Below are 18,585 nucleotides of genomic sequence, written 5' to 3' on the forward strand. Positions count from 1 at the left end.
TTAGCCGGCGCAGGAAGCGCTACCCGAGATGCCTAACCGTTTCAGCAAAAAAAAATGGGCGGAACGCCCATCTTCTTACCGGTGGTCGCACCTGAGCCGCACATCAAATCCGTACGCCCAGCGACTTCGCGATTATAGCGATTTTTGGTGCAAACGCCAAGCGCTCGCCGGTAAAACCGGTACTTCACACCGATTTTGCCGGCGAGGCGGAGCATATTGCACCGCGATACGCGACTCAGCGGCCGCGTGAACGATTGCGCTGCGGACGCTGACCGCCGCGCGCGCCGCCGTTGCCGGCGCCTTCCGCGCGATTGCCGTTCGGGTTGCGGCCGCCGCCGCCCTTGCCGGCACCGGCACCAGCGCCGCCGCGCTTGTTGCCGCCAGCGCCGTACGACGCGCGGTTGCCGTCGACGTCACGGCCGCCGGTGCGCTGGCCGCCATAGCCGCCGCCCGACATCCCCGGCATGCCGCCGCCGTAACCACTCGGGCCGGCGAAGCCGCCGGTGGCGCCGCGCCGCGGGCCACGCCGCGGCTGGTCGAGGTTGCCGTGCGTCGTCAGCACCGGCTCGCGGCCGATGAAGCCCATCGACGTCTGCATCGGATCCGGCTGGCGGCGTTCGGCCTGGCCGCCGGCGCGCTTGCCGCCCTTCTCTTCCGTCGGCGCCTTCAGGCCGACGGTCGCCATCAGCTTGCGCACCTGCGCCTCGTCGAGCTCTTCCCAGCGGCCGCGCTTCAGGCCGCGCGGCAGCGGGATCGGGCCGTGACGCGTACGAATCAGGCGGCTCACCATCAGGCCGGCCGCCTCGAACATCCGGCGCACTTCACGATTGCGGCCTTCGGCCAGCGCAACGTGATACCAGTGATTCGTGCCTTCGCCGCCGCCATCGCGGATGCGCAGGAAGTTCGCGGGGCCGTCGTCCAGCTCGACGCCGTGCAGCAGCTTCTGCCGATTGCCTTCGGTGAGTTCGCCGACCACCCGCACCGCATACTCGCGCTCGACGCTGTAGCGCGGGTGCATGAAGCGGTTCGCAAGGTCGCCCGACGTCGTCAGCATCAGCAGGCCTTCGGTATTGAAGTCGAGCCGGCCGACCGCGAGCCATTTGGCCGTCTTCATCGGCGGCAGGCGATCGAACACCGACGGACGACCTTCCGGATCCGCATGGCTGACGATTTCACCCGTCGGCTTGTGGTACAGCAGCACGCGCGGCGGCTTGTTCGGCAGCTTGCGCTTGACCGGCTTGCCGTTGATCCGCACCTGGTCGGTCGGCATGATGCGCTGGCCGATGTGCGCCGGCTCGCCGTTCACCGACACGCGGCCGGCGATGATCAGCTCTTCCATCTCACGGCGCGAGCCCATGCCGGCCTCCGCCAGCACCTTGTGGAGCTTCGGCGCATCGTCGTCCGGCGACAGCACGCGCTTGTTCGCCGGCTGGTTGCGGCCACGCCGCAGCATCGGTGCACGCACGCCGCTGCCCGCCGCGGCGTTGTCCGCGTCGAAAGCCGGCGACGTCACGTACGCGAACAGGTCGTCCTGTACAGCGTCGCCCGCGGCGCTCGCCGCACCTGCGCCACCACCGCGCTTGCTCTGGCCGCCCTGGCGCGCCGCGCCGCCTTCGCGCTTGGCCGCCGGCTTGCGCCCGCCCTTCGCCGCGCCTTCCTTGCGCGGCGCACGTGCCGGCTGCTGCGCTTCCGCTGCCTCGGCGGGCGCCTCGGCCCCTTCGTCGCCCTGCGGCGCGCCCTCGGCGCCCTTCGACTTGGCCGCCGCACGGCGGCGCGCAATCAGGCTGCGCGGGCCGCGCCGCAGACCGCGGCGGGGACGCTCGTCGCCGCCCGCGGCGCCCTGCTCGGGCGCATCGTCGGCACGCGCCGCCTGCACGGCAGGCGCGGACGATTCAATATCGTGGATATCAGTCAAAACAACCTCAAAATGTCAGGTCTCGCGCCCGGCGCGGGCGCGGCATGAAATCGGCCGCGATCAGGCGCGACGCTGTTCGGGTTCTGCTTCGTCGTCCGGCAGCTCGTCCGCGCCGATGGGCGCGCTGGCGCTGCGTACGGCATCCGCGAGACTGTCGGACGTGTCGTCCAGCATCTCGTCGTCCGCAGGACGGGAACGGGGTGCATCGACACGACCGGCCACGCCGGGCATGCCTTCGACCGCTTCCGCTCCGTCGCCGGCTGCCGCTTCGGCGGCCGGCTTGCGATCTTCCTCGCTCAACTGCGCGTGCAGCGGCACGGGCCGCACGCTCGCCGGCGCTGCTTCGGCTCCGGCCTGTTCTGTCCGCACTTCGTCAACCTCGAGCGTATCGCGGCTGGGCGATTCCTGCGTCGAGGCATCGTCGGGTACGTCACCGACAGGCGCCGCGGACGCATCCTCTGCCGCATCGCTGCCCGCGTCTTCCACGGGCGGGACGCTATCCTCGAAATCCATTGCCTGCTGCGCGAGCAGCGCGGCCTCGATGTTGGCCGCCGGCTCCTCGAGCGCGGGCAGATCGTCGAGCGCCTTCAGCCCGAGATCGTCGAGGAACTGCTTGGTCGTCGCGTACAGCGCCGGACGCCCCGGCACGTCGCGATGCCCGATCACCTCGATCCAGCCACGATCCTCGAGCTGCTTGACCACCTGCGTGTTTACCGTGACACCGCGGATTTCCTCGATGTCGCCGCGCGTGACCGGCTGCCGGTAGGCGATGATCGCCAGCGTCTCGAGCACCGCGCGCGAATACTTCGGCGGCTTCTCCGGATGCAGGCGATCGAGAAAATCGCGCATCGCCGGCTTGCTCTGAAAGCGCCATCCGCTCGCCAGCGCGACCAGTTCGACGCCGCGACCGGACCATTCCTGTTTCAGATCTTCGAGCAACGTGCGGACCGTGTCAGCCGACACACTGTCGGCAAAGAGCTTGCGCAAATCGCCGAGCTTCAGCGGTTCCTGCGCGCAGATCAAAGCAGTCTCGAGGACGATCTTCGCCTCTTGGGTATTCATGCAGCTAGGCCAGACCCTGTGGTCAAACGAACCGGATCAACAAACAGACGAAAGGAACGGAAGACGCGCTCGCCCGATTCTGATCGGTCATATTGATGGGAGCACGAACCGGGGGCGGCGAATCAAACTTCAAGCCAGGCCCAAACCGGACGGAACAGCACGATTCAACGAGGGAACCGCGTGACTGAACGCCATCTTACGCAAAATTGCCGAGTGCGTAAAGATGAGCCGAACGGACTGCGCCAGCGTCACCACAATGGTCCGGCCCCGCTTCACCACGACGCCGCGCCGACCGCCGCCAGGCGCCGCTGGCGCGCGAGCGCCATCAGTCGAGATCCTCGGCTCGCGCCGGCATCTGGTGCACGAGTTCCCAGATCGCCTGGGCGGCCGGCGACAGCGAGCGGTCGCGACGCCGCACCAGCTCGACGGTACGCTCGGCGCGCGGCGTGAGCGGCCGCGCGACGAGCGTCGAGCCGGCCGGCAGCGGCAGCGACAGCCAGGGCTGCACGCTCACGCCGACGCCCGCCTCGACGAGCCCGAACACCGTCGCCGAATGCCCCAGCTCCTGCACGACCGTCACGCCCACCCGATGCGCGGCCAGCGCCGCGTCGATCAGGGGCCGGCTGCCCGAGGCATGATCGAGCAGCACGAGACGCTCGCCGTTCAATGCCGTCCACGGCACCTCCGCATGCGATGCGAGCGGATGATCGGCGCGCGCGACCAGACAGAACGAATCGGTCATCAATGGCTCGCTGACGAGGTCGGCGACGCTGAGCGGCCCGATCACGACGCCGAAATCGACCTCGCTGGACTTCACCTTGCGCAGCACGTCGCTCTGCACGTCGTCGCGCAAGCCGAGCGCGACGAACGGGAACTGCCGCTCGCAGGCCGCCACGACACGGGGCATCAGCCGGCAGGCGATCGTCGGGCTCGCCGCGACGATCACGCGGCCGCGGCGCTGCTCGCCGATTTCGCGGATCTCGCGCAGCGTGTCGTCGAGATCGTCGAGCAGGCGCGACACGCTCGCGATCAGGTTGCCGCCGACGTCGGTCAACTGCACGTCTCGCGTGGTGCGGTCGATCAGCTTCAGGCCGAGCTCCGCCTCCAGCTCGCGCACGCAGCGGCTTACCGCGGACTGGGTGAGCCCGATCTCGTCGCCGGCGCGGCTGAAGCTCTTGAGCCGCGCGACCTCGATGAACACGCGAAGCTGGCGCAGCGTGACGTTCATGTTCTGACCTCATCAATCTCTGGTATCGATGCGCGATTCTAGTGCCCCAATCCCGCACCTGCCGCACATGTTTCGCTGCGGTGCAATAACCAAGCAAACGCACGCGGCGCGGGCGAATTGCACAAGATTGGTGATTGTCCCGATTTGCTGGCGGGTTATTTTGGCGTCTTATACGCCCCTAGCTGACGTAGCCGTCAGCTCGCTGCCAAGCGGCTCTCGCAGGGTTCACCTCCTACGTGGCACGCTTCGTGCTTTTACCTGACGCACAGGGCGCGGTTTCGACCGGTGGAATGCATGAAAAGCCATCGTCGACCGACCGGACGCCCCCACCCGGCACTCGATGGCCGAGTGCTTGAAGAGTGCGCGGCGCAGGGCAGCGCACCGGAGTTTGCTTCGCTGAGGTGAGGACATGATGCTGTTCGACGATTTGAGAGATAACGAGTGGGCGCTGGTCGAGGGTCTGTTTTGTTCGGAACCCGCACGGAGCGAGCGCCGCGGCCGTCCCCGCGTGGAAGCCCGTTCGGTGGTGAATGCCGTGCTGTGGGTCCTGTCGACCGGTGAAGGCTGGTCGAAGCTGCCGGGCCGCTATCCGTCGCCGCCGACCTGCCGTCGCCGCTTCGACGAATGGCAAGCCGACGGCACGCTCGCCGAGATCGTGAAACGACTCGGCACGAGCGGCCGGCAAATCTCGCTGCGCGGGCGCATCGGCGCAAGCGCGGCCAAGCCGCCCGCACCGCCGAGCCGCGACCGGCTGCGCGGCGCCTTCTGGACCAATCCGGAATCGTGGCGCGCGCCGGTCAAGATGGCTTAAAGGATGGATAGTGCACCGGGCGGCTTCGGCCGCCCGCCCTCTTTCCGGCGAGCATCCCGCGCCACGAGGGAGCCCGCCGCGCATCGCTGTCGCGCAGCGATACATCTATTTACCAATATTTACAGCAAGCCTGCACTCCCGCGCTTACCTTAGCGTCATATCAACGAGCCGCATCGACGGCTTGGGGGGAGCCCACCATGAAACCAATGTCACTGCTCGCTGCATGCGGCATTGTCGTTTCACTGGTGCTTGCATCGCCAGCACACGCCGACGACCGCACCCGGCAACCCCACCGGCAGCAGGAACACAAGGGCAATCTGCACGCACCGCCCGGTGCCGATCAATCCGGCCGGCAGACGGTCCCGCGCGGCGACCTGCGCGGCGACATCGCCAGCAATGCGCGCGCACGTGTCGGCTTGCCGCAACAGGACGCACCCCGCCGTCAGTAAACCGGCACCCGCGACACGAAGAATATGTGCTCGACCGGGAACTGAGCGGAATGGAACGAGTCAACATCCTTTGCCATGAGCACAGCGTGGCAACAGCAAAAAGTATCCGGTACGCCCGTATCCTCGCGATACGGGCTTTTTTTGTCCCGACGCCGGCAGACCGGGCGCGCTACAGGCGACTTTCGAGGATCGCGACAGCGCTGGCTTCGCTCAATGCGTAGTCGTCCATGCGGCGATCGACCCAGACAGGCAATCTCTCGTCGCGCTCGAGACGCGCGAATTCGGCGCGGCCGCTGTCCGTCAGCACGGCGATGTCGACCGGAGCGTGAAAACCCGGCGCGGGCGCAACAGTCTTCTGCCTGACCGTGTCCATCAACCCGAGCGACCGAAGATACTCGAATACACCCGGGCGACGCGCCCACGGGACCTGGCGATACTGCACCCGCCTCAGCGCGTCGAGCACCGCTTCGTTGGAATACGTGGCCATCTCGATTCTTTCTTAAAGTGCAGCGACAATGCCAGGCAGCGCACCGGGCGGGATCTCCGCCCGCCGGCGCCGCCACCGGTTCAGGAGGCCGGACGCTTGGCGTCGAGTCGGGGCCGGATCGTCAGCCATCCATAAAAAGACACCATACCCCAATCAAATTGATTCTGTTCGATTCATTTGTACTTCTCTTCACCGCTTTCATGCTGTGCCGCAAGCACCGGCGCACGATCGCACTCACGGCCGTCACGCTTTTCTGGCTGCTCGCGACGGGCTGGCTCGCGGCGCCGCTGATCGCATGGTCGCAGGCCGGCGTGACACCCGTCGAACATCCTGACATGCACGGCCAGACCACGCTGGTCCTGCTCGGCTCGGGAACCCGGCGCACCGACGGACGCGTCGAGCCGCGAACCGACGCCCTCGCCCGCATCCGCAAGACCGCCGAACTCTACCGCGGCTGCCGGCAGCGCGCCGAACGCTGCACCGTCATCGTATCCGGCGGCGATCCGCAACATCACGGCGCTACCGAGGCCGCGACCTACGCACCCTACCTCGTCGCCGCGGGCGTCGATTCCCGCGACCTGGTGCTCGAGGCGAACAGCCGCACGACCTACGAAAACGCGAAGTTCACGGCACCTATACTACGCTCACGGCATGACGATGCGCGGATTCTCGTCACATCGTCATACCAGATGCGGCGCGCGCTGCTCGATTTCCGTCATTTCGGCATCGATCTGCAGCCGGTCTTTGCAAACCGCCGCGAAGCGCGCAAGGGCTGGCTGCCGCGCTGGCAGAATCTGGTCAACGCGGAGCATGCGCTGCACGAGCTGGCCGGCATCGCACAGTTCTACGTGTACCGCTGGCTCGGGTGGTTCTGAGGACACCTAGATACCTGCCGCCACTCATTCGATGCACAATGGCACGCGCATGACGATACGCCGCACGTGTTGCGCGACGTCAACGCGCGCCCGCGCGGAGCCGCGTTCCAATGCATTGATCCGTCACTTTTGTTACACTCGACACGCACTCGATTGCGGTCGCCAGACTGAACGGCAACACTCGGGTCATCACCACTTAGCGGAGGTAAAGCAATGAAGAAGACGTCCCTGGCTATCCTGGTTGCGATGTCGGCGCTGGCTGGCGCAGCGTATGCGCAAGAGAGCACGGAAATCAAGACCATCACCGATCCGGCCAAGATCGCCGAGATCGAGCAGCGCGCACAGGCCCTGCAGCAGCAGCAAGCCGCGCAGGCAGCCGAGCCGGTGCACGAAGAGCACCAAAAGGCGAAGAAGGCTCATCACAAGGCTGCGAAGAAGGCCGCCAAGAAGGCCGCTCCCGCCGACGCTGCCAGCCAGTAAGTTCCGCGGCACCGCATAAGCAAAAAAGCCGAATCCGGGCAACCGGGTTCGGCTTTTTTGGTTGAGGCGCCCGCGCGCTGTGCTACAGTCGCGCACCGAACTTTTCCACCCCGTACGCACCCCGGTGCGGAGGACAGCATGAGCAACATTCAACTCGACATCGAGTGGACCGAAGCCGCCACTCGCACGATCAAGCAACTGATGCCGCGCGGCTCGGCCGACGCATTCCTCGCACTGCCGCCGATCGAGTGCCTGCCGATGGAAGGCGACGTGCTCTTTCTCGGCCCGCAAGGCAAGCAGCAGCCGTTCATCGTCGCGGAGCGCCAATACCATCACGACGGCGACGCCGACTGGACCATCATCCTGATCCTCGACGTCCCCAGCGCATCGCACTGACACGCGCCAGCCGGGCGGCGCGCCGCCCGGCCGCTGCCGCCCATCAGGCGATCTTCGACAGCACGCGGATCTCCGAGCGCTCGATCCAGTCCGCAGCTGCCTCGCGATAAGCGAGAATGTGCGTGGAACGCGCATGGGCGGCCAGCGCCGCCTCACTTTCCCAACGCTCGACGAACACGAACCGCGCAGGCTCATACAGATCGCGATGCAGGTCGTATTGCAGCGCACCCTGCTCATTGCGAGTCGGTTCGACTATGCCTTCGAGCGCGACTCGCAACCGCTCCTCCGCACCGGGTTTCGCAACGATCAGCGCCACGACTGCGATTTCCGCCATGCCGGCCTCCTTGGCCTCACAAAAGAAACCGAGCATACGCGAATCGCGCGGCGCCGTATCGGCACGCCATGCGCGGCAACCGACGCTCCAAAAAAATTGCCCGCGCTTCGTGAGAAGCGCGGGCGAAACCGTCGCCCTACGAGGATAGGCGACGGGGCCATCGAGATCCGCGCATCGGCGCGGATCATCATCGATTGCGCCGGCGCTGGCTGCGCTGGCATTTGGAAGCGCCGATTCCGTGTGTCATGCGCTCGCGACGCATGCCCGGCACCTGACGCCACCCTCCCTGTCTTGACGATTTCCGTATAAAGAGCAGATTCCATGCCAACACCAATAAAGTCGGCATCACATTGATTTAAAAGAGAAATTTTTTAAGCCCGGCAGTACAACGCACGTATCGCGGCCCGTAACACGCGGATGTTACGTAACGTCACGTTGAGGGGGCGACCATATGCGGCGGGCGTAGCGGAAGGCGGATTCCGAGCGCGCAAATGCAAAGGCCCGCCGGAAGGCGGGCCTTTGCACACGCGAGGACGTGACGATCAGCGCAGCTGGTTCACGAGCAGCCCCATGATCTGGCGTGCTGCCGGCGACGCGTCAATCGCGCCTGCATCGTCGACGATTGCGATGCGCGTCTGGTCCTGCGTGAGCGCCTTCACGTTGACCCGATACTGCTTCGCCTGCTTTTCCTTCTTGCCGTGGAACAACTGGCTCCAGAAGCCTTGCTCGGCGGCGCTCAGATCCTTCGGATCGACGTAACGCACGAAATACAGCCCCTTCGCGCGGTCGCGATCGTCGACCGTGAAGTTCGCGCGATCGAGCGCGAGGCCGACGCGCAGCCACGAGCGGTCGTACGGTTCGCCGAGCGTGACCTCGGACGGCACCGCGCCCGCGTCGGATGCATCGGTGCCCTGCGACGACGAACGCGCGACGTTTTGCGCCGCGATGGCAGCCGCGGCCGCCTTCGATGCGTCAGCGCCGCCCTTCTTGTCCTTCGCCGGCGGCGGCGTATCGCTGATGTTGGCGATCGGCGGCTCGCCGTTCTTCGCCCGCAGCTCGTTCTGCGCGAGAACGGCCATCAGGCGCTTCAGGTATTCGGTCTCGAGCGCCGGATCGTTCGGCTTCGGTTCCCACTTGCTCGAATCGTTGTTCGGCCCGGTCAGCGCCTCGCGCATGCCCTTCTGGCTGATGAACACATAGGTGCCGCCGTTCGGCGCCGTGTCGAGACGCGTGCGGTACTTGTTGCGCTCGGCGGTGACGTACGAATTGCCCATCGCCTTCGAGATCACGCTGCGAATCAGGCCGTCGTTGATCTGCGGATGGGTTTCGTTCCAGTCGGTTTCCATCACGCCCTTGTCGCGCTGGTCGACGACCAGCAGGAAGCCCTGCTCCTGCCAGAAGCGGCGGACCTGCGGCCAGATGTCGGCCGGCTTCCTGCCGTCGATCACGAGCCAGCTTTCGGTGCCGTCACGCTGGATATGCATGCCCGACACGGCCGGCACGACGGCGTCGGTCGGCGGCGCCGCCTGCTGGACCTGCTGGAGCGCGGACAGGGAAGTGGCGCCGCCCTGCGGCGGCAGCGAGCGCTGATCGGCCGACTCCTCGAGCATGTTGGGCGGCACTGCGAGCGACACCTCCTTCGATTTCGAGTCGCTCTTGTAGTCCACTTTGGTGGGCGACGACGTACCGCAACCGGCAACGAGCGCGCCGGTGGCGAGCACTGCAGCGAACCGCATGGTAAGACGAAGATCAGTCATGTTCTGGGAATCCTCTTCCGCTAAATCACGGCGCTTTCCGTGGATCAACCGTGTATTTTACCGGCGCAGCGGCGCGCTGTGCAAAAAGCGGACCGCGGGATGTGCAGATCGGGGCGTGGCCGCACCGCCCTGCCCGCATCGCGTCGCGACTCGCGAAGCGCATATGCAGAAAATGCATGCGACCCGTTCAAATCTGGCAAACTGTCTGTTATACTTTTGTGCTTTCGGGGCGTAGCGCAGCCTGGTAGCGTACCTGCATGGGGTGCAGGTGGTCGGAGGTTCAAATCCTCTCGCCCCGACCAGACAAGAACCCGCGTCAGTTCAGGCTGACGCGGGTTTTTTCTTTTCCGCCCCGAGCGCGCTCAACCATCAGGCAAACGACCGTTTGATCCTGCCCGCGCGCCGCCCCGCATCCTTTGTCGCAGCACCCGCCTGCCCGATCGCTCCCCGCTCCCTTTGTTTGGTGACGCCGCTCTAGCGCGCTATGCCACACTGCACTGCATCGACGCCCCGCGCCCCGGCGCGCGCAGCGAACGATCACGACAAGACACGGAGACAGACGATGCGGAATGCGGTCCGGCGCGGCCATCGCTCGCCTTTGGCACTACCCCGATTGATTTCCGGTGTGCGACGCGCGGCTCACGCCGCATCGCGCCGGACCTCGCGCGCACTTTGCGGCGCGCTCGCGATCGCGCTGCTCGGCGCAGGTTGCGCGGAGCCCGCCGCGCAGCGCGACGGCACCGCACCCGCCACATCGACGACGATCGAGCGCGCCAAAGCCGATCGGCTCGCTCGCGAGCAGCAGATCGCGCGCACGGTGCCGTCGCTTGCCTCGATCCGGCTTGCGCAGCCCCGTCCGTTCACGCTGCGCGACTCCGGTCAGAACGGCGCGATGACCTTCCTGCGCGACGTCGATTTCCGCATCGTCGGCAATCTCGGCTTCTTCATCCACCAGCTGTCGGCGACGCTTGTGCCGACGCAGGCCGGCGCGCCGATCGTGTTCGACGACCCGACGAGCTTCGAGATCGCCGTGCACCAGGGCAGCGTCACGCTCGACAGCGCCAAACTGACGGCGCTCTTCAACACCTACATCTTCGGCTATCGCAATGCGCCGCTGCGCAAGCTCGTCGTGTCGGCCGGCGACGGCGTGATCCACCTGCAAGGCGAAATGCAGCGCGACGGCTGGGTGCCGTTCTCGCTCACCGGCACGCTCGCGATCCGCGACGGCAGCCAGCTCGTGTTCCATCCGAGCGGGGTGCGCGTGTCGGGCCTCGACGCCCAGCCGGTGATGCGCGCCGCCAACGTGAAGATGGCCGACCTGCTCAAGGTCGACACGCCGATCGCGCGGCTGTCCGGCGACGATCTCGTGATGGCGGTCGACAAGCTGATGCCGCCGCCGCGCCTGCGGATCAAGATCACGGCGCTGCGCGTGACGCCCGCGGGGCTCGACCTGACGCTCGACGACGGCTCGCGCGCCGGCTTCGCGATGCCGGCAAGCGCACCGCAGCAGGCAATGGTTATTCGCGGCGGCGACGTGAAGTTCATGCGCTCGATGCCGATGAATGCCGATATCCTGATCAGCCCGGTCGACGGCGCGAAGGCCGGCCAGAACTTCGTGTTCGACCTGTACCACTACCGCGAGCAGGTGACGGCGGGCTACTTCAATTTCGACGAAAACGGCGCGATGGCGATCCGGATGCCGTCATATGCCGGCGCCTCGAACGGCGCGCCGCTCGGCAATCCTGCCGCGCGCCTGAACGACAGCTTCCTCGCGGCGCAACAGGGCGCACTGCGCGACCTGCGCCAGCACTGGGAAGCGAATGCGCTCGCGTCCGGCGACGCCGCGCAACCGGGGCTGCAGAAGGTCGCGCTGCGCCGCACCGCGAACACGCCGTTCAACGAGCGGCACGTGTCGAACCGGCATCCGACGATCCATCTGCGCAACGTCGACTTCAACCTGTCCGGCGACATCGGCTTCCATGTCGAGGATCTCGACGTACAGCTCGTCGCGAAACGGCCCGGCGAGCCCGTCGATCTCGACGACCCGAACCAGTACGACATCCGCATCCTCGGCGGGACGGTCGTCGAATCGTGGAAGGCCATGTCGGCGCTCTTCAACAACTACCTGCTCGACTACTCGCCGCGCTCGCTGAACGACCTGCAACTGAGCGCAGACGGCCAGAACCTGCGCGTGCAAGGCGGCATCAAGCTGTGGAACCACGTGCCGGGCGTCTGGCTGCCGACCGACATGCGAGGCTCGCTCGCGGTGCTCGACGACCGCCACCTTGCGTTCGCGCCGACGCAGGTATCGGTGCTGGGCATTCCGCAGGCGAAGCTGCTGCGCTCGCTCGGCATCGAGCTCGCGTCGCTGACGCCATTGCAGCGCCGCGGCGCGGAACTGCGCGGCGACACGCTCGTGCTCGACCAATACACGGTGTTCCCGCCGCCGCTGCTGAACGGCAAGCTCGCGCAGGCCACCGTCGAGCGTGACGGGCTGCGCCTCACGTTCCGGCGGGTAACGGATGCGCCCGCGCCGGCGCGCCCGCAGATTCCAGCGCCCAGCTACATGTGGATGGAAGGCGGCGACATGAAGATGTTCAACGTGCTCGAGCTGAACGTGCGTGCGCTGATCCAGAATTCGGCCGCCCCGGGCCCGATGCGTTTCGACCTGTACGGCTACCGGAACCAGGTCGCGCAAGGCTCGGTGCAGATGCTGCCGGACGGCACGCTGGTCGTCGACATGGGACGCCGGAACCCGCTTGCCGCGCGCTGACACGCATGCCCGTCCGACGCGCATGAAAAAGCCCGGGCTGAACTGCACCCGGGCTTTTGCGTGACATGCGCAGCCGAGGCTCAGCCGCGCTTCAATCCTTCGATCACGTCGAGCAGCGCCTGCCGCAGCGCGGCGACGTCGACGGTCGCCGCGGGCCGGCTCGCCGCCGCCGCACGCACGTCCGGTCCCGCTGCCTCGGGCTCGACATCCGGAGCCGCGCCCCGCTCGCCGCCCGGCGAATCGAGCCGGTTGCGCGCGCCATTGATCGTGAATCCCTGCTCGTACAGCAATTCGCGGATCCGCCGGATCAGCAGCACCTCGTGATGCTGGTAGTACCGGCGGTTGCCGCGCCGCTTCACCGGCCGCAACTGCGTGAATTCCTGTTCCCAGTAGCGCAGCACGTGCGGCTTGACGCCGCATAGTTCGCTGACTTCGCCGATCGTGAAGTAGCGCTTCGCGGGAATCGGAGGCAAGACGACTTTCTCAACCGTCGTGGTCATCGTCAGTTAACCGTCGGTAAAGGTGCGCGGCGGCCCGCGCGGGGGCGTCAGCGCGCGGGGCTGGACTCCGCGCCGTTCTCGACCAGCGCCTTCAGCTTCTGGCTGGCGTGGAAGGTTACCACTCGACGCGCGGCGATCGGAATCGCCTCGCCCGTCTTCGGATTGCGGCCGGGACGCTGCGGCTTGTCGCGCAGCTGGAAGTTGCCGAAGCCCGACAGCTTGACGCTTTCGCCGTTCTCGAGCGCGTCGCGGATCACTTCGAAGAACGCCTCGACCATGTCCTTCGCTTCACGCTTGTTCAGCCCGACGCTGTCGAACAGCAGCTCCGCCAGCTCCGCCTTCGTCAGTGTCGGCGTCTCCGCGGACGCCGGCGCGGAAGCGTCGCGGTTCAGGGCGCTGCGTTGCGCCGTCAGGAGGGCTTCGAATTCACTCGAGGTCATGTCGTTCATATCTGCCATACAGCGCGTTAAATCAAATCTCACGATGGGAACCGGCCGCCCGGGGGACATCGCGCCCGGGCAGGACCCGCTCCTTAGCCGCGCAAGCGCGCGCCTGCACGAGCCATCCGCTCGACAAGCGTCTGGATCGCCTGGTCGACGACCTCGTCCTGTAGCGTGCCGGCCGTGTCCTGCAGCGTCACGCGGAAGGCAAGGCTCTTCTCGTGCGCGGCAAGGCCACCGGAAGTATTTGATTTTGCACGAAATTCGTCGAAGAGTACAACCTTCTGAACGAATCGGCAGGCGTCGTCCGCCAGCGCCTTCTTCATTTCGTCGAACAGCGCCTGCACCTCGACCGCCTGATCGACCACGACCGCGATGTCACGGCGCACCGGCGGGAATTTCGACACCTCGGACGGCGCCGGCAGCCCGCGCGCGACGAGCGCGTCGGTATCGATCTCGAACATCACCGGCGCATGCGGCAGCTCGTACTTCTGCATCAGGCGCGGGTGCAGCTCGCCGATCCAGCCGACCGCGCGGCCGTCCACCTCGATGCGCGCGCTGCGGCCCGGATGGAGGGCCGGATGTTCGGCCTTCACAAAACGCGCGGACGTCGGCGCGAGCAGCGCCTCGAGATCGCCCTTCACGTCGAAGAAATCGACCGCGCGGGTCGCCACGCCCCATTGCTCGTCGAGCGCCGGGCCGTAGGCCAGCGCACCGACGCGCTTCGGCTGCGCGTAGCCGGCGACTGCCAGTTCGCCGGCCTGGACCGACGCGTCGGCCAGGAACACGCGGCCCGCCTCGAACACGCGCACGCGGTCGGCGCGGCGGTTCAGGTTGTGGCGCAGCACGGCGATCAGGCTGCCGAACAGCGTCGTGCGCATCACCGACAGCTGGCTCGCGATCGGGTTCAGCAGCCGAATCGGATTGTCGTTACCGGCGAAATCGCTTTCCCACTCCGCATCGACGAAGCTGAAGTTCACCGTTTCCGCGTAGTCGCGCGCCGCCAGCGCGTGACGAATCGCGTGAATCGAGCGCTGCGTCTCGTTGGTCGCGCGCATCTCGCTCGTCGCGACCGGCGGGCGCGCCGGAATCTTCTCGAAGCCGTAGATGCGCGCCACTTCCTCGATCAGGTCTTCCTCGATCTCGATGTCGAAGCGGTGCGACGGCGGCGTGACCGAGAACACGTCTTCATCGCGCTCGAACGGCAGGCCGAGGCGCGTGAAGATGCTTGCGATCTCGTCGGCGTCGATCTTCACGCCGATGATGCGGTTCGCGCGCGACACGCGCATCGCGACCGGCGCGCGCTGCGGCAGGTTGACCGCCTGGTCGTCGACCGGGCCCGCCTTGCCGCCGCAGATCTCGAGGATCAGCTGCGTGATGCGCTCGACGTGCTCGACGGTCGTCGCGTAATCGACGCCGCGCTCGAAGCGGTGCGCCGCGTCGGTCGAGAAGTTGTACTTGCGTGCACGGCCGCGGATGCTGTCCGGCCACCAGAACGCCGCTTCCAGATAGATGTTGGTGGTGTCGAGCGTAACGGCCGTGCTGTCGCCGCCCATGATGCCCGCGAGGCTCTCGACCTGGTGATCGTCGGCGATCACGCCGACCGTCTCGTCGAGTTCGACCGTGTTGCCGTTCAGCAGCTTCAGCGACTCGCCGCGCTTGCCCCAGCGCACTTCGATGCCGCCGTGGATCTTGTCCAGGTCGAACACGTGCGACGGACGGCCGAGCTCGAACATCACGTAGTTCGAGATGTCGACGAGCGCCGACACGCTGCGCTGGCCCGCGCGCTCGAGGCGCTCGACCATCCACTGCGGAGTCTTCGCGCGCGCGTTCACGCCGCGGATCACGCGGCCCGAAAAGCGGCCGCACAGGTCCGGCGCGGCGATGCGCACCGGCAGCGTTTCGTCGAGCTCCGCGCGCACCGGGCGGATGTCGGGCTGCGTGAGCGGCGCGCCGGTGATCGCAGCCGTCTCGCGCGCGATGCCGAACACCGACAGGCAGTCGGCCTTGTTCGGCGTCAGCTTGATTTCGAAGATCGTGTCGTCGAGGTTCAGCGTGTCGCGGATGTCCTGCCCGACCGGCGTGTCCTCCGGCAGGATCAGCAGGCCGCTGTGGTCTTCCGACAGCTTCAGCTCGCGCGCCGAGCACAGCATCCCCTGGCTCTCGACGCCGCGCAGCTTCGACAGCTTGATCGCGAACGGCTTGCCGCCTTCTTCCGCCGGCGGCAGCTCGGCGCCGACCAGCGCGACCGGCACCTTGATGCCCGGCGCGACGTTCGGTGCGCCGCACACGATGTTCAGCGTCGCGCCCGTGCCGGCGTCGACCTGGCAGACATTGAGCTTGTCCGCATCCGGATGCTTGGCGACTTCGAGCACGCGCCCGACGACGATCTTCGACGTCGGCGGCGCGGCCTTGCTCAACGACTCGACTTCGAGCCCCGCCATCGTCAGTGCATGCGACAGCTCGTCGGTCGTCAGCTGCGGATCGACAAAGGTTCTCAACCAGGATTCAGGGAATTGCATGGATGTCTACGTTCGAAACAGGTTGGATCGACGCCCGGCTCGCTGCAAAGCGCGCACGGGCACAAGTCGGCGCGACGCCCGCGTTACGCGAACTGGCGCAGGAAGCGCAGGTCGTTCTCGAAGAACAGACGCAGGTCCTGCACGCCATAGCGCAGCATCGTCAGGCGCTCGAGGCCGCTGCCGAACGCGAAGCCGATGTAGCGCTCGGGATCGAGGCCCATGTTGCGGATCACGGTCGGATGCACCTGCCCCGAGCCGGAGATCTCGAGCCACTTGCCGGCGTTCTTGCCGTGCTCGAACATCATGTCGATCTCGGCCGACGGTTCCGTGAACGGGAAATACGACGGACGGAAGCGCACGAGGATGTCGTCGCGCTCGAAGAATTTCTTGAGGAAGTCGGTATAGACGCCCTTGAGGTCGGCGAAACTGATGTTTTCGTCGATCCACAGCCCCTCGACCTGATTGAACATCGGCGAGTGGGTCGCATCGCTGTCGACGCGATACGTGCGGCCCGGCGCGATCACCTTGATCGGCGGGCGGTTCATGCGCGCGTAGCGCACCTGCATCGGGCTCGTGTGCGTGCGCAGCAGCAGCGGCCGGCCGTCGGCATCCTTGCCGTCGACGTAAAACGTGTCCTGCATCGAACGCGCCGGATGGTTCTCCGGGCTGTTCAGCGACGTGAAGTTGAACCAGTCGGTCTCGATCTCGGGACCGTCGGCCACGTCGAAGCCGATCGTTCGGAAAATCTGTTCGACGCGCTCCCAGGTGTTCATCACCGGGTGCAGGCTACCGGCGCCGGCGCCGCGGCCCGGCAGCGTGACGTCGATCGCCTCGGCGGCGAGACGCTGGTTCAGCAGCGCGTCCGCCAGCGCCTGACGGCGCGCGGTCAGCGCGGCTTCGACCTGCTGTTTCGCGACATTGATGCGCGCGCCTTCGGTCTTGCGCGCTTCGGGATCGAGCTTGCCGAGGCCCTTCAGCAACTCGGTCAGCGCACCCGACTTGCCGAGGAAGCGGGCTTTCTCGTTTTCGAGCGTGGTGATGTCGGCAGCCTGTTCGAAGGACTGCTGCGCGTCGGCGACAATCTGGTCCAGATCCATAGATCCCATCATTTCCAACGTCATTCGTTCTCGGCGAGCGAAATCGCCCGGCCAAACAAAAAAGGGGCTCGGAAGAGCCCCGTTTTCGCTGCAGCGGCCGAAACTACCGGAACATCGCTGCAACTAACCACGCAGTGCTAATTTCGCAATTAGGCTGCAACGGCGGCTTTCACCTGCTTGACGATCGCAGCAAAAGCAGCCTTGTCGAACACCGCCATGTCGGCCAGCACCTTACGGTCGAGTTCGATCGACGCCTTCTTCAGGCCGTTGATGAACACGCTGTAGGTCATGTCGTGCTGGCGAACTGCCGCGTTGATACGCGTGATCCACAGTGCGCGGAACACACGCTTCTTGTTGCGGCGATCGCGGTACGCGTACTGGCCAGCGCGCATCACCGCCTGCTTGGCGATGCGGTAGACGTTATTGCGGCGGCCGCGATAACCCTTGGCCAGGTTGATGATCTTCTTGTGACGGGCCCGTGCGGTTACCCCACGTTTGACTCGAGGCATGTTTCTCTCCTGTGAGTATCTGTTGAGGGGTTACGCGAACGGCAGCATCGCGCGGACGGAGTTCAGATCGGAATCATGAACTGCCGTTGCGCCGCGCAGGTGACGCTTGTTCTTCGTGGTTTTCTTGGTCAGGATGTGACGCTTGAAGGCTTGACCGCGCTTGACGGTGCCGCCCGGACGCACCACGAAGCGCTTTGCAGCGCTCTTCTTGGTCTTCATCTTAGGCATGACGAACAACTCCAGTTTATTAGATGGCGATGGGTGTGCGGTTGGCTTGCGCCCTTGACCCGCCCTTCGAAACCCAGTCCACTTGTGTACGGCGCGCCGCTTGCGCAACGCGCCGTCATTGTTGGCGCACCGCCCTGACCGGGCAATGCGCCGAACCACTTCGCAACCCGCGCGAGAAGCGCGCGAGCCCGTTACTTCTTTTTCTTCGGCGAAAGCACCATGATCATCTGGCGCCCTTCCATCTTCGGCATCTGCTCGACCTGGCCCACCTCCTCGAGATCGGTGCGCAGACGCTCGAGCATCCGCATGCCGATTTCCTGGTGAGCCATTTCGCGGCCACGGAAACGCAACGTGATCTTCGTCTTGTCGCCCTCTTCGAGGAAGCGAACGAGGTTACGGAGCTTGACGTTGTAATCCCCGTCATCGGTACCCGGCCGGAACTTGACTTCCTTGACCTGGATGACCTTCTGCTTCAGCTTCGCCTCGTGCTGCTTCTTCGATTCCTGGTACTTGAACTTGCCGTAATCCATCAGACGGCAAACCGGGGGAACCGCCTGAGGCGCAATTTCCACCAGGTCAACATCCAGTTCTTCCGACTTGCGGAAAGCCTCGACGAGTTTCACGATGCCGATGGGCTCACCATCGACCCCGACCAGACGCACTTCCGGCGCAGTGATTTCACCGTTGATGCGATGCGACGACTTATCAGTAGCGATGTTACG

At 65.9% G+C, this 18,585-nt stretch carries 18 protein-coding genes, 1 tRNA gene and 1 pseudogene; 7 read left to right on the forward strand and 13 right to left on the reverse strand.

Annotation, left to right across the window (positions count from 1 at the left end; genetic code table 11):
* Window positions 1–235: 235 nt before the first annotated feature.
* From rluB to HWY45_RS10690, 3 genes are all read right to left on the reverse strand, one after another.
* Entirely contained in the window at window positions 236–1,915 is a 1,680-nt protein-coding gene (gene rluB, locus HWY45_RS10680) for a 23S rRNA pseudouridine(2605) synthase RluB (protein WP_059886167.1), read from the reverse strand.
* A gap of 60 nt (window positions 1,916–1,975) precedes the next feature.
* Window positions 1,976–2,977, reverse strand: coding sequence for an SMC-Scp complex subunit ScpB (scpB, locus tag HWY45_RS10685; RefSeq protein ID WP_059886169.1), 1,002 nt, complete (start codon window positions 2,975–2,977; stop codon window positions 1,976–1,978).
* A 325-nt stretch (window positions 2,978–3,302) separates the two neighbouring features.
* Window positions 3,303–4,205: a LysR family transcriptional regulator gene (locus HWY45_RS10690; protein WP_059560134.1), complete on the reverse strand. Its 903-nt coding sequence runs from the start codon at window positions 4,203–4,205 to the stop codon at window positions 3,303–3,305.
* Between the two features lie 412 nt (window positions 4,206–4,617).
* On the opposite strand from HWY45_RS10690, the pseudogene HWY45_RS10695 reads away from it, so the two are divergent.
* Both HWY45_RS10695 and HWY45_RS10700 read left to right on the forward strand, forming a co-directional pair.
* A pseudogene (locus HWY45_RS10695) lies at window positions 4,618–5,013 on the forward strand (transposase); the annotation flags it as partial.
* Between the two features lie 200 nt (window positions 5,014–5,213).
* Complete coding sequence (locus HWY45_RS10700; protein ID WP_081069942.1) at window positions 5,214–5,465, forward strand: hypothetical protein; 252 nt, start codon at window positions 5,214–5,216, stop codon at window positions 5,463–5,465.
* Between the two features lie 169 nt (window positions 5,466–5,634).
* Here the strand turns inward: HWY45_RS10700 and HWY45_RS10705 are convergent, their stop codons facing one another.
* Window positions 5,635–5,952 (reverse strand): hypothetical protein, encoded by a 318-nt coding sequence (locus tag HWY45_RS10705; protein WP_059560127.1) that lies wholly within the window; start codon window positions 5,950–5,952, stop codon window positions 5,635–5,637.
* A gap of 158 nt (window positions 5,953–6,110) precedes the next feature.
* On the opposite strand from HWY45_RS10705, the gene HWY45_RS10710 reads away from it, so the two are divergent.
* From HWY45_RS10710 to HWY45_RS10720, 3 genes are all read left to right on the forward strand, one after another.
* Window positions 6,111–6,827 (forward strand): YdcF family protein, encoded by a 717-nt coding sequence (locus HWY45_RS10710; protein WP_059886172.1) that lies wholly within the window; start codon window positions 6,111–6,113, stop codon window positions 6,825–6,827.
* A gap of 213 nt (window positions 6,828–7,040) precedes the next feature.
* Entirely contained in the window at window positions 7,041–7,307 is a 267-nt protein-coding gene (locus HWY45_RS10715; RefSeq protein WP_059886175.1) for a hypothetical protein, read from the forward strand.
* Window positions 7,308–7,445: 138 nt separating this feature from the next.
* Window positions 7,446–7,703 carry a hypothetical protein gene (locus HWY45_RS10720; protein WP_059560119.1) on the forward strand — a complete coding sequence of 86 codons (258 nt, stop codon included), beginning with the start codon at window positions 7,446–7,448 and terminating at the stop codon, window positions 7,701–7,703.
* A gap of 43 nt (window positions 7,704–7,746) precedes the next feature.
* Here HWY45_RS10720 and HWY45_RS10725 read toward each other — a convergent pair whose 3' ends face one another.
* The gene (locus HWY45_RS10725) at window positions 7,747–8,037 is read right to left on the reverse strand and encodes a putative quinol monooxygenase (RefSeq protein WP_059886258.1); all 291 of its coding nucleotides are present in this window, start codon (window positions 8,035–8,037) and stop codon (window positions 7,747–7,749) included.
* A 542-nt stretch (window positions 8,038–8,579) separates the two neighbouring features.
* Complete coding sequence (gene bamC / locus HWY45_RS10730; protein ID WP_059886179.1) at window positions 8,580–9,794, reverse strand: outer membrane protein assembly factor BamC; 1,215 nt, start codon at window positions 9,792–9,794, stop codon at window positions 8,580–8,582.
* Window positions 9,795–10,019: 225 nt separating this feature from the next.
* Here bamC and HWY45_RS10735 point away from each other — a divergent pair.
* Together HWY45_RS10735 and HWY45_RS10740 are read left to right on the forward strand one after the other, a co-directional pair.
* Window positions 10,020–10,096: transfer RNA gene (locus HWY45_RS10735), tRNA-Pro, on the forward strand.
* Window positions 10,097–10,356: 260 nt separating this feature from the next.
* On the forward strand, window positions 10,357–12,567 hold the full coding sequence (locus HWY45_RS10740) for a hypothetical protein (protein ID WP_059886181.1): 2,211 nt from the start codon (window positions 10,357–10,359) through the stop codon (window positions 12,565–12,567).
* An 80-nt stretch (window positions 12,568–12,647) separates the two neighbouring features.
* On the opposite strand, the gene HWY45_RS10745 is transcribed toward HWY45_RS10740, so the two are convergent.
* From HWY45_RS10745 to infC, 7 genes are all read right to left on the reverse strand, one after another.
* Window positions 12,648–13,067, reverse strand: a complete 420-nt coding sequence (locus HWY45_RS10745; protein ID WP_059560094.1) for a MerR family transcriptional regulator — start codon at window positions 13,065–13,067, stop codon at window positions 12,648–12,650.
* Between the two features lie 47 nt (window positions 13,068–13,114).
* Complete coding sequence (locus HWY45_RS10750) at window positions 13,115–13,516, reverse strand: integration host factor subunit alpha (protein WP_059560091.1); 402 nt, start codon at window positions 13,514–13,516, stop codon at window positions 13,115–13,117.
* An 83-nt stretch (window positions 13,517–13,599) separates the two neighbouring features.
* Window positions 13,600–16,029 carry a phenylalanine--tRNA ligase subunit beta gene (pheT, locus tag HWY45_RS10755; RefSeq protein WP_059886184.1) on the reverse strand — a complete coding sequence of 810 codons (2,430 nt, stop codon included), beginning with the start codon at window positions 16,027–16,029 and terminating at the stop codon, window positions 13,600–13,602.
* An 83-nt stretch (window positions 16,030–16,112) separates the two neighbouring features.
* On the reverse strand, window positions 16,113–17,126 hold the full coding sequence (gene pheS / locus HWY45_RS10760; RefSeq protein WP_017332577.1) for a phenylalanine--tRNA ligase subunit alpha: 1,014 nt from the start codon (window positions 17,124–17,126) through the stop codon (window positions 16,113–16,115).
* Window positions 17,127–17,275: 149 nt separating this feature from the next.
* Window positions 17,276–17,635 carry a 50S ribosomal protein L20 gene (gene rplT / locus HWY45_RS10765; protein ID WP_004192938.1) on the reverse strand — a complete coding sequence of 120 codons (360 nt, stop codon included), beginning with the start codon at window positions 17,633–17,635 and terminating at the stop codon, window positions 17,276–17,278.
* 30 nt (window positions 17,636–17,665) lie between these two features.
* The gene (gene rpmI, locus HWY45_RS10770; RefSeq protein WP_004191477.1) at window positions 17,666–17,863 is read right to left on the reverse strand and encodes a 50S ribosomal protein L35; all 198 of its coding nucleotides are present in this window, start codon (window positions 17,861–17,863) and stop codon (window positions 17,666–17,668) included.
* Between the two features lie 191 nt (window positions 17,864–18,054).
* Window positions 18,055–18,579, reverse strand: a complete 525-nt coding sequence (gene infC, locus HWY45_RS10775; RefSeq protein ID WP_081059888.1) for a translation initiation factor IF-3 — start codon at window positions 18,577–18,579, stop codon at window positions 18,055–18,057.
* Window positions 18,580–18,585: the final 6 nt, after the last annotated feature.

Origin of the sequence: Burkholderia stagnalis (genome assembly GCF_902830275.1) — a bacterium.
GTDB classification, from domain to species: domain Bacteria; phylum Pseudomonadota; class Gammaproteobacteria; order Burkholderiales; family Burkholderiaceae; genus Burkholderia; species Burkholderia stagnalis.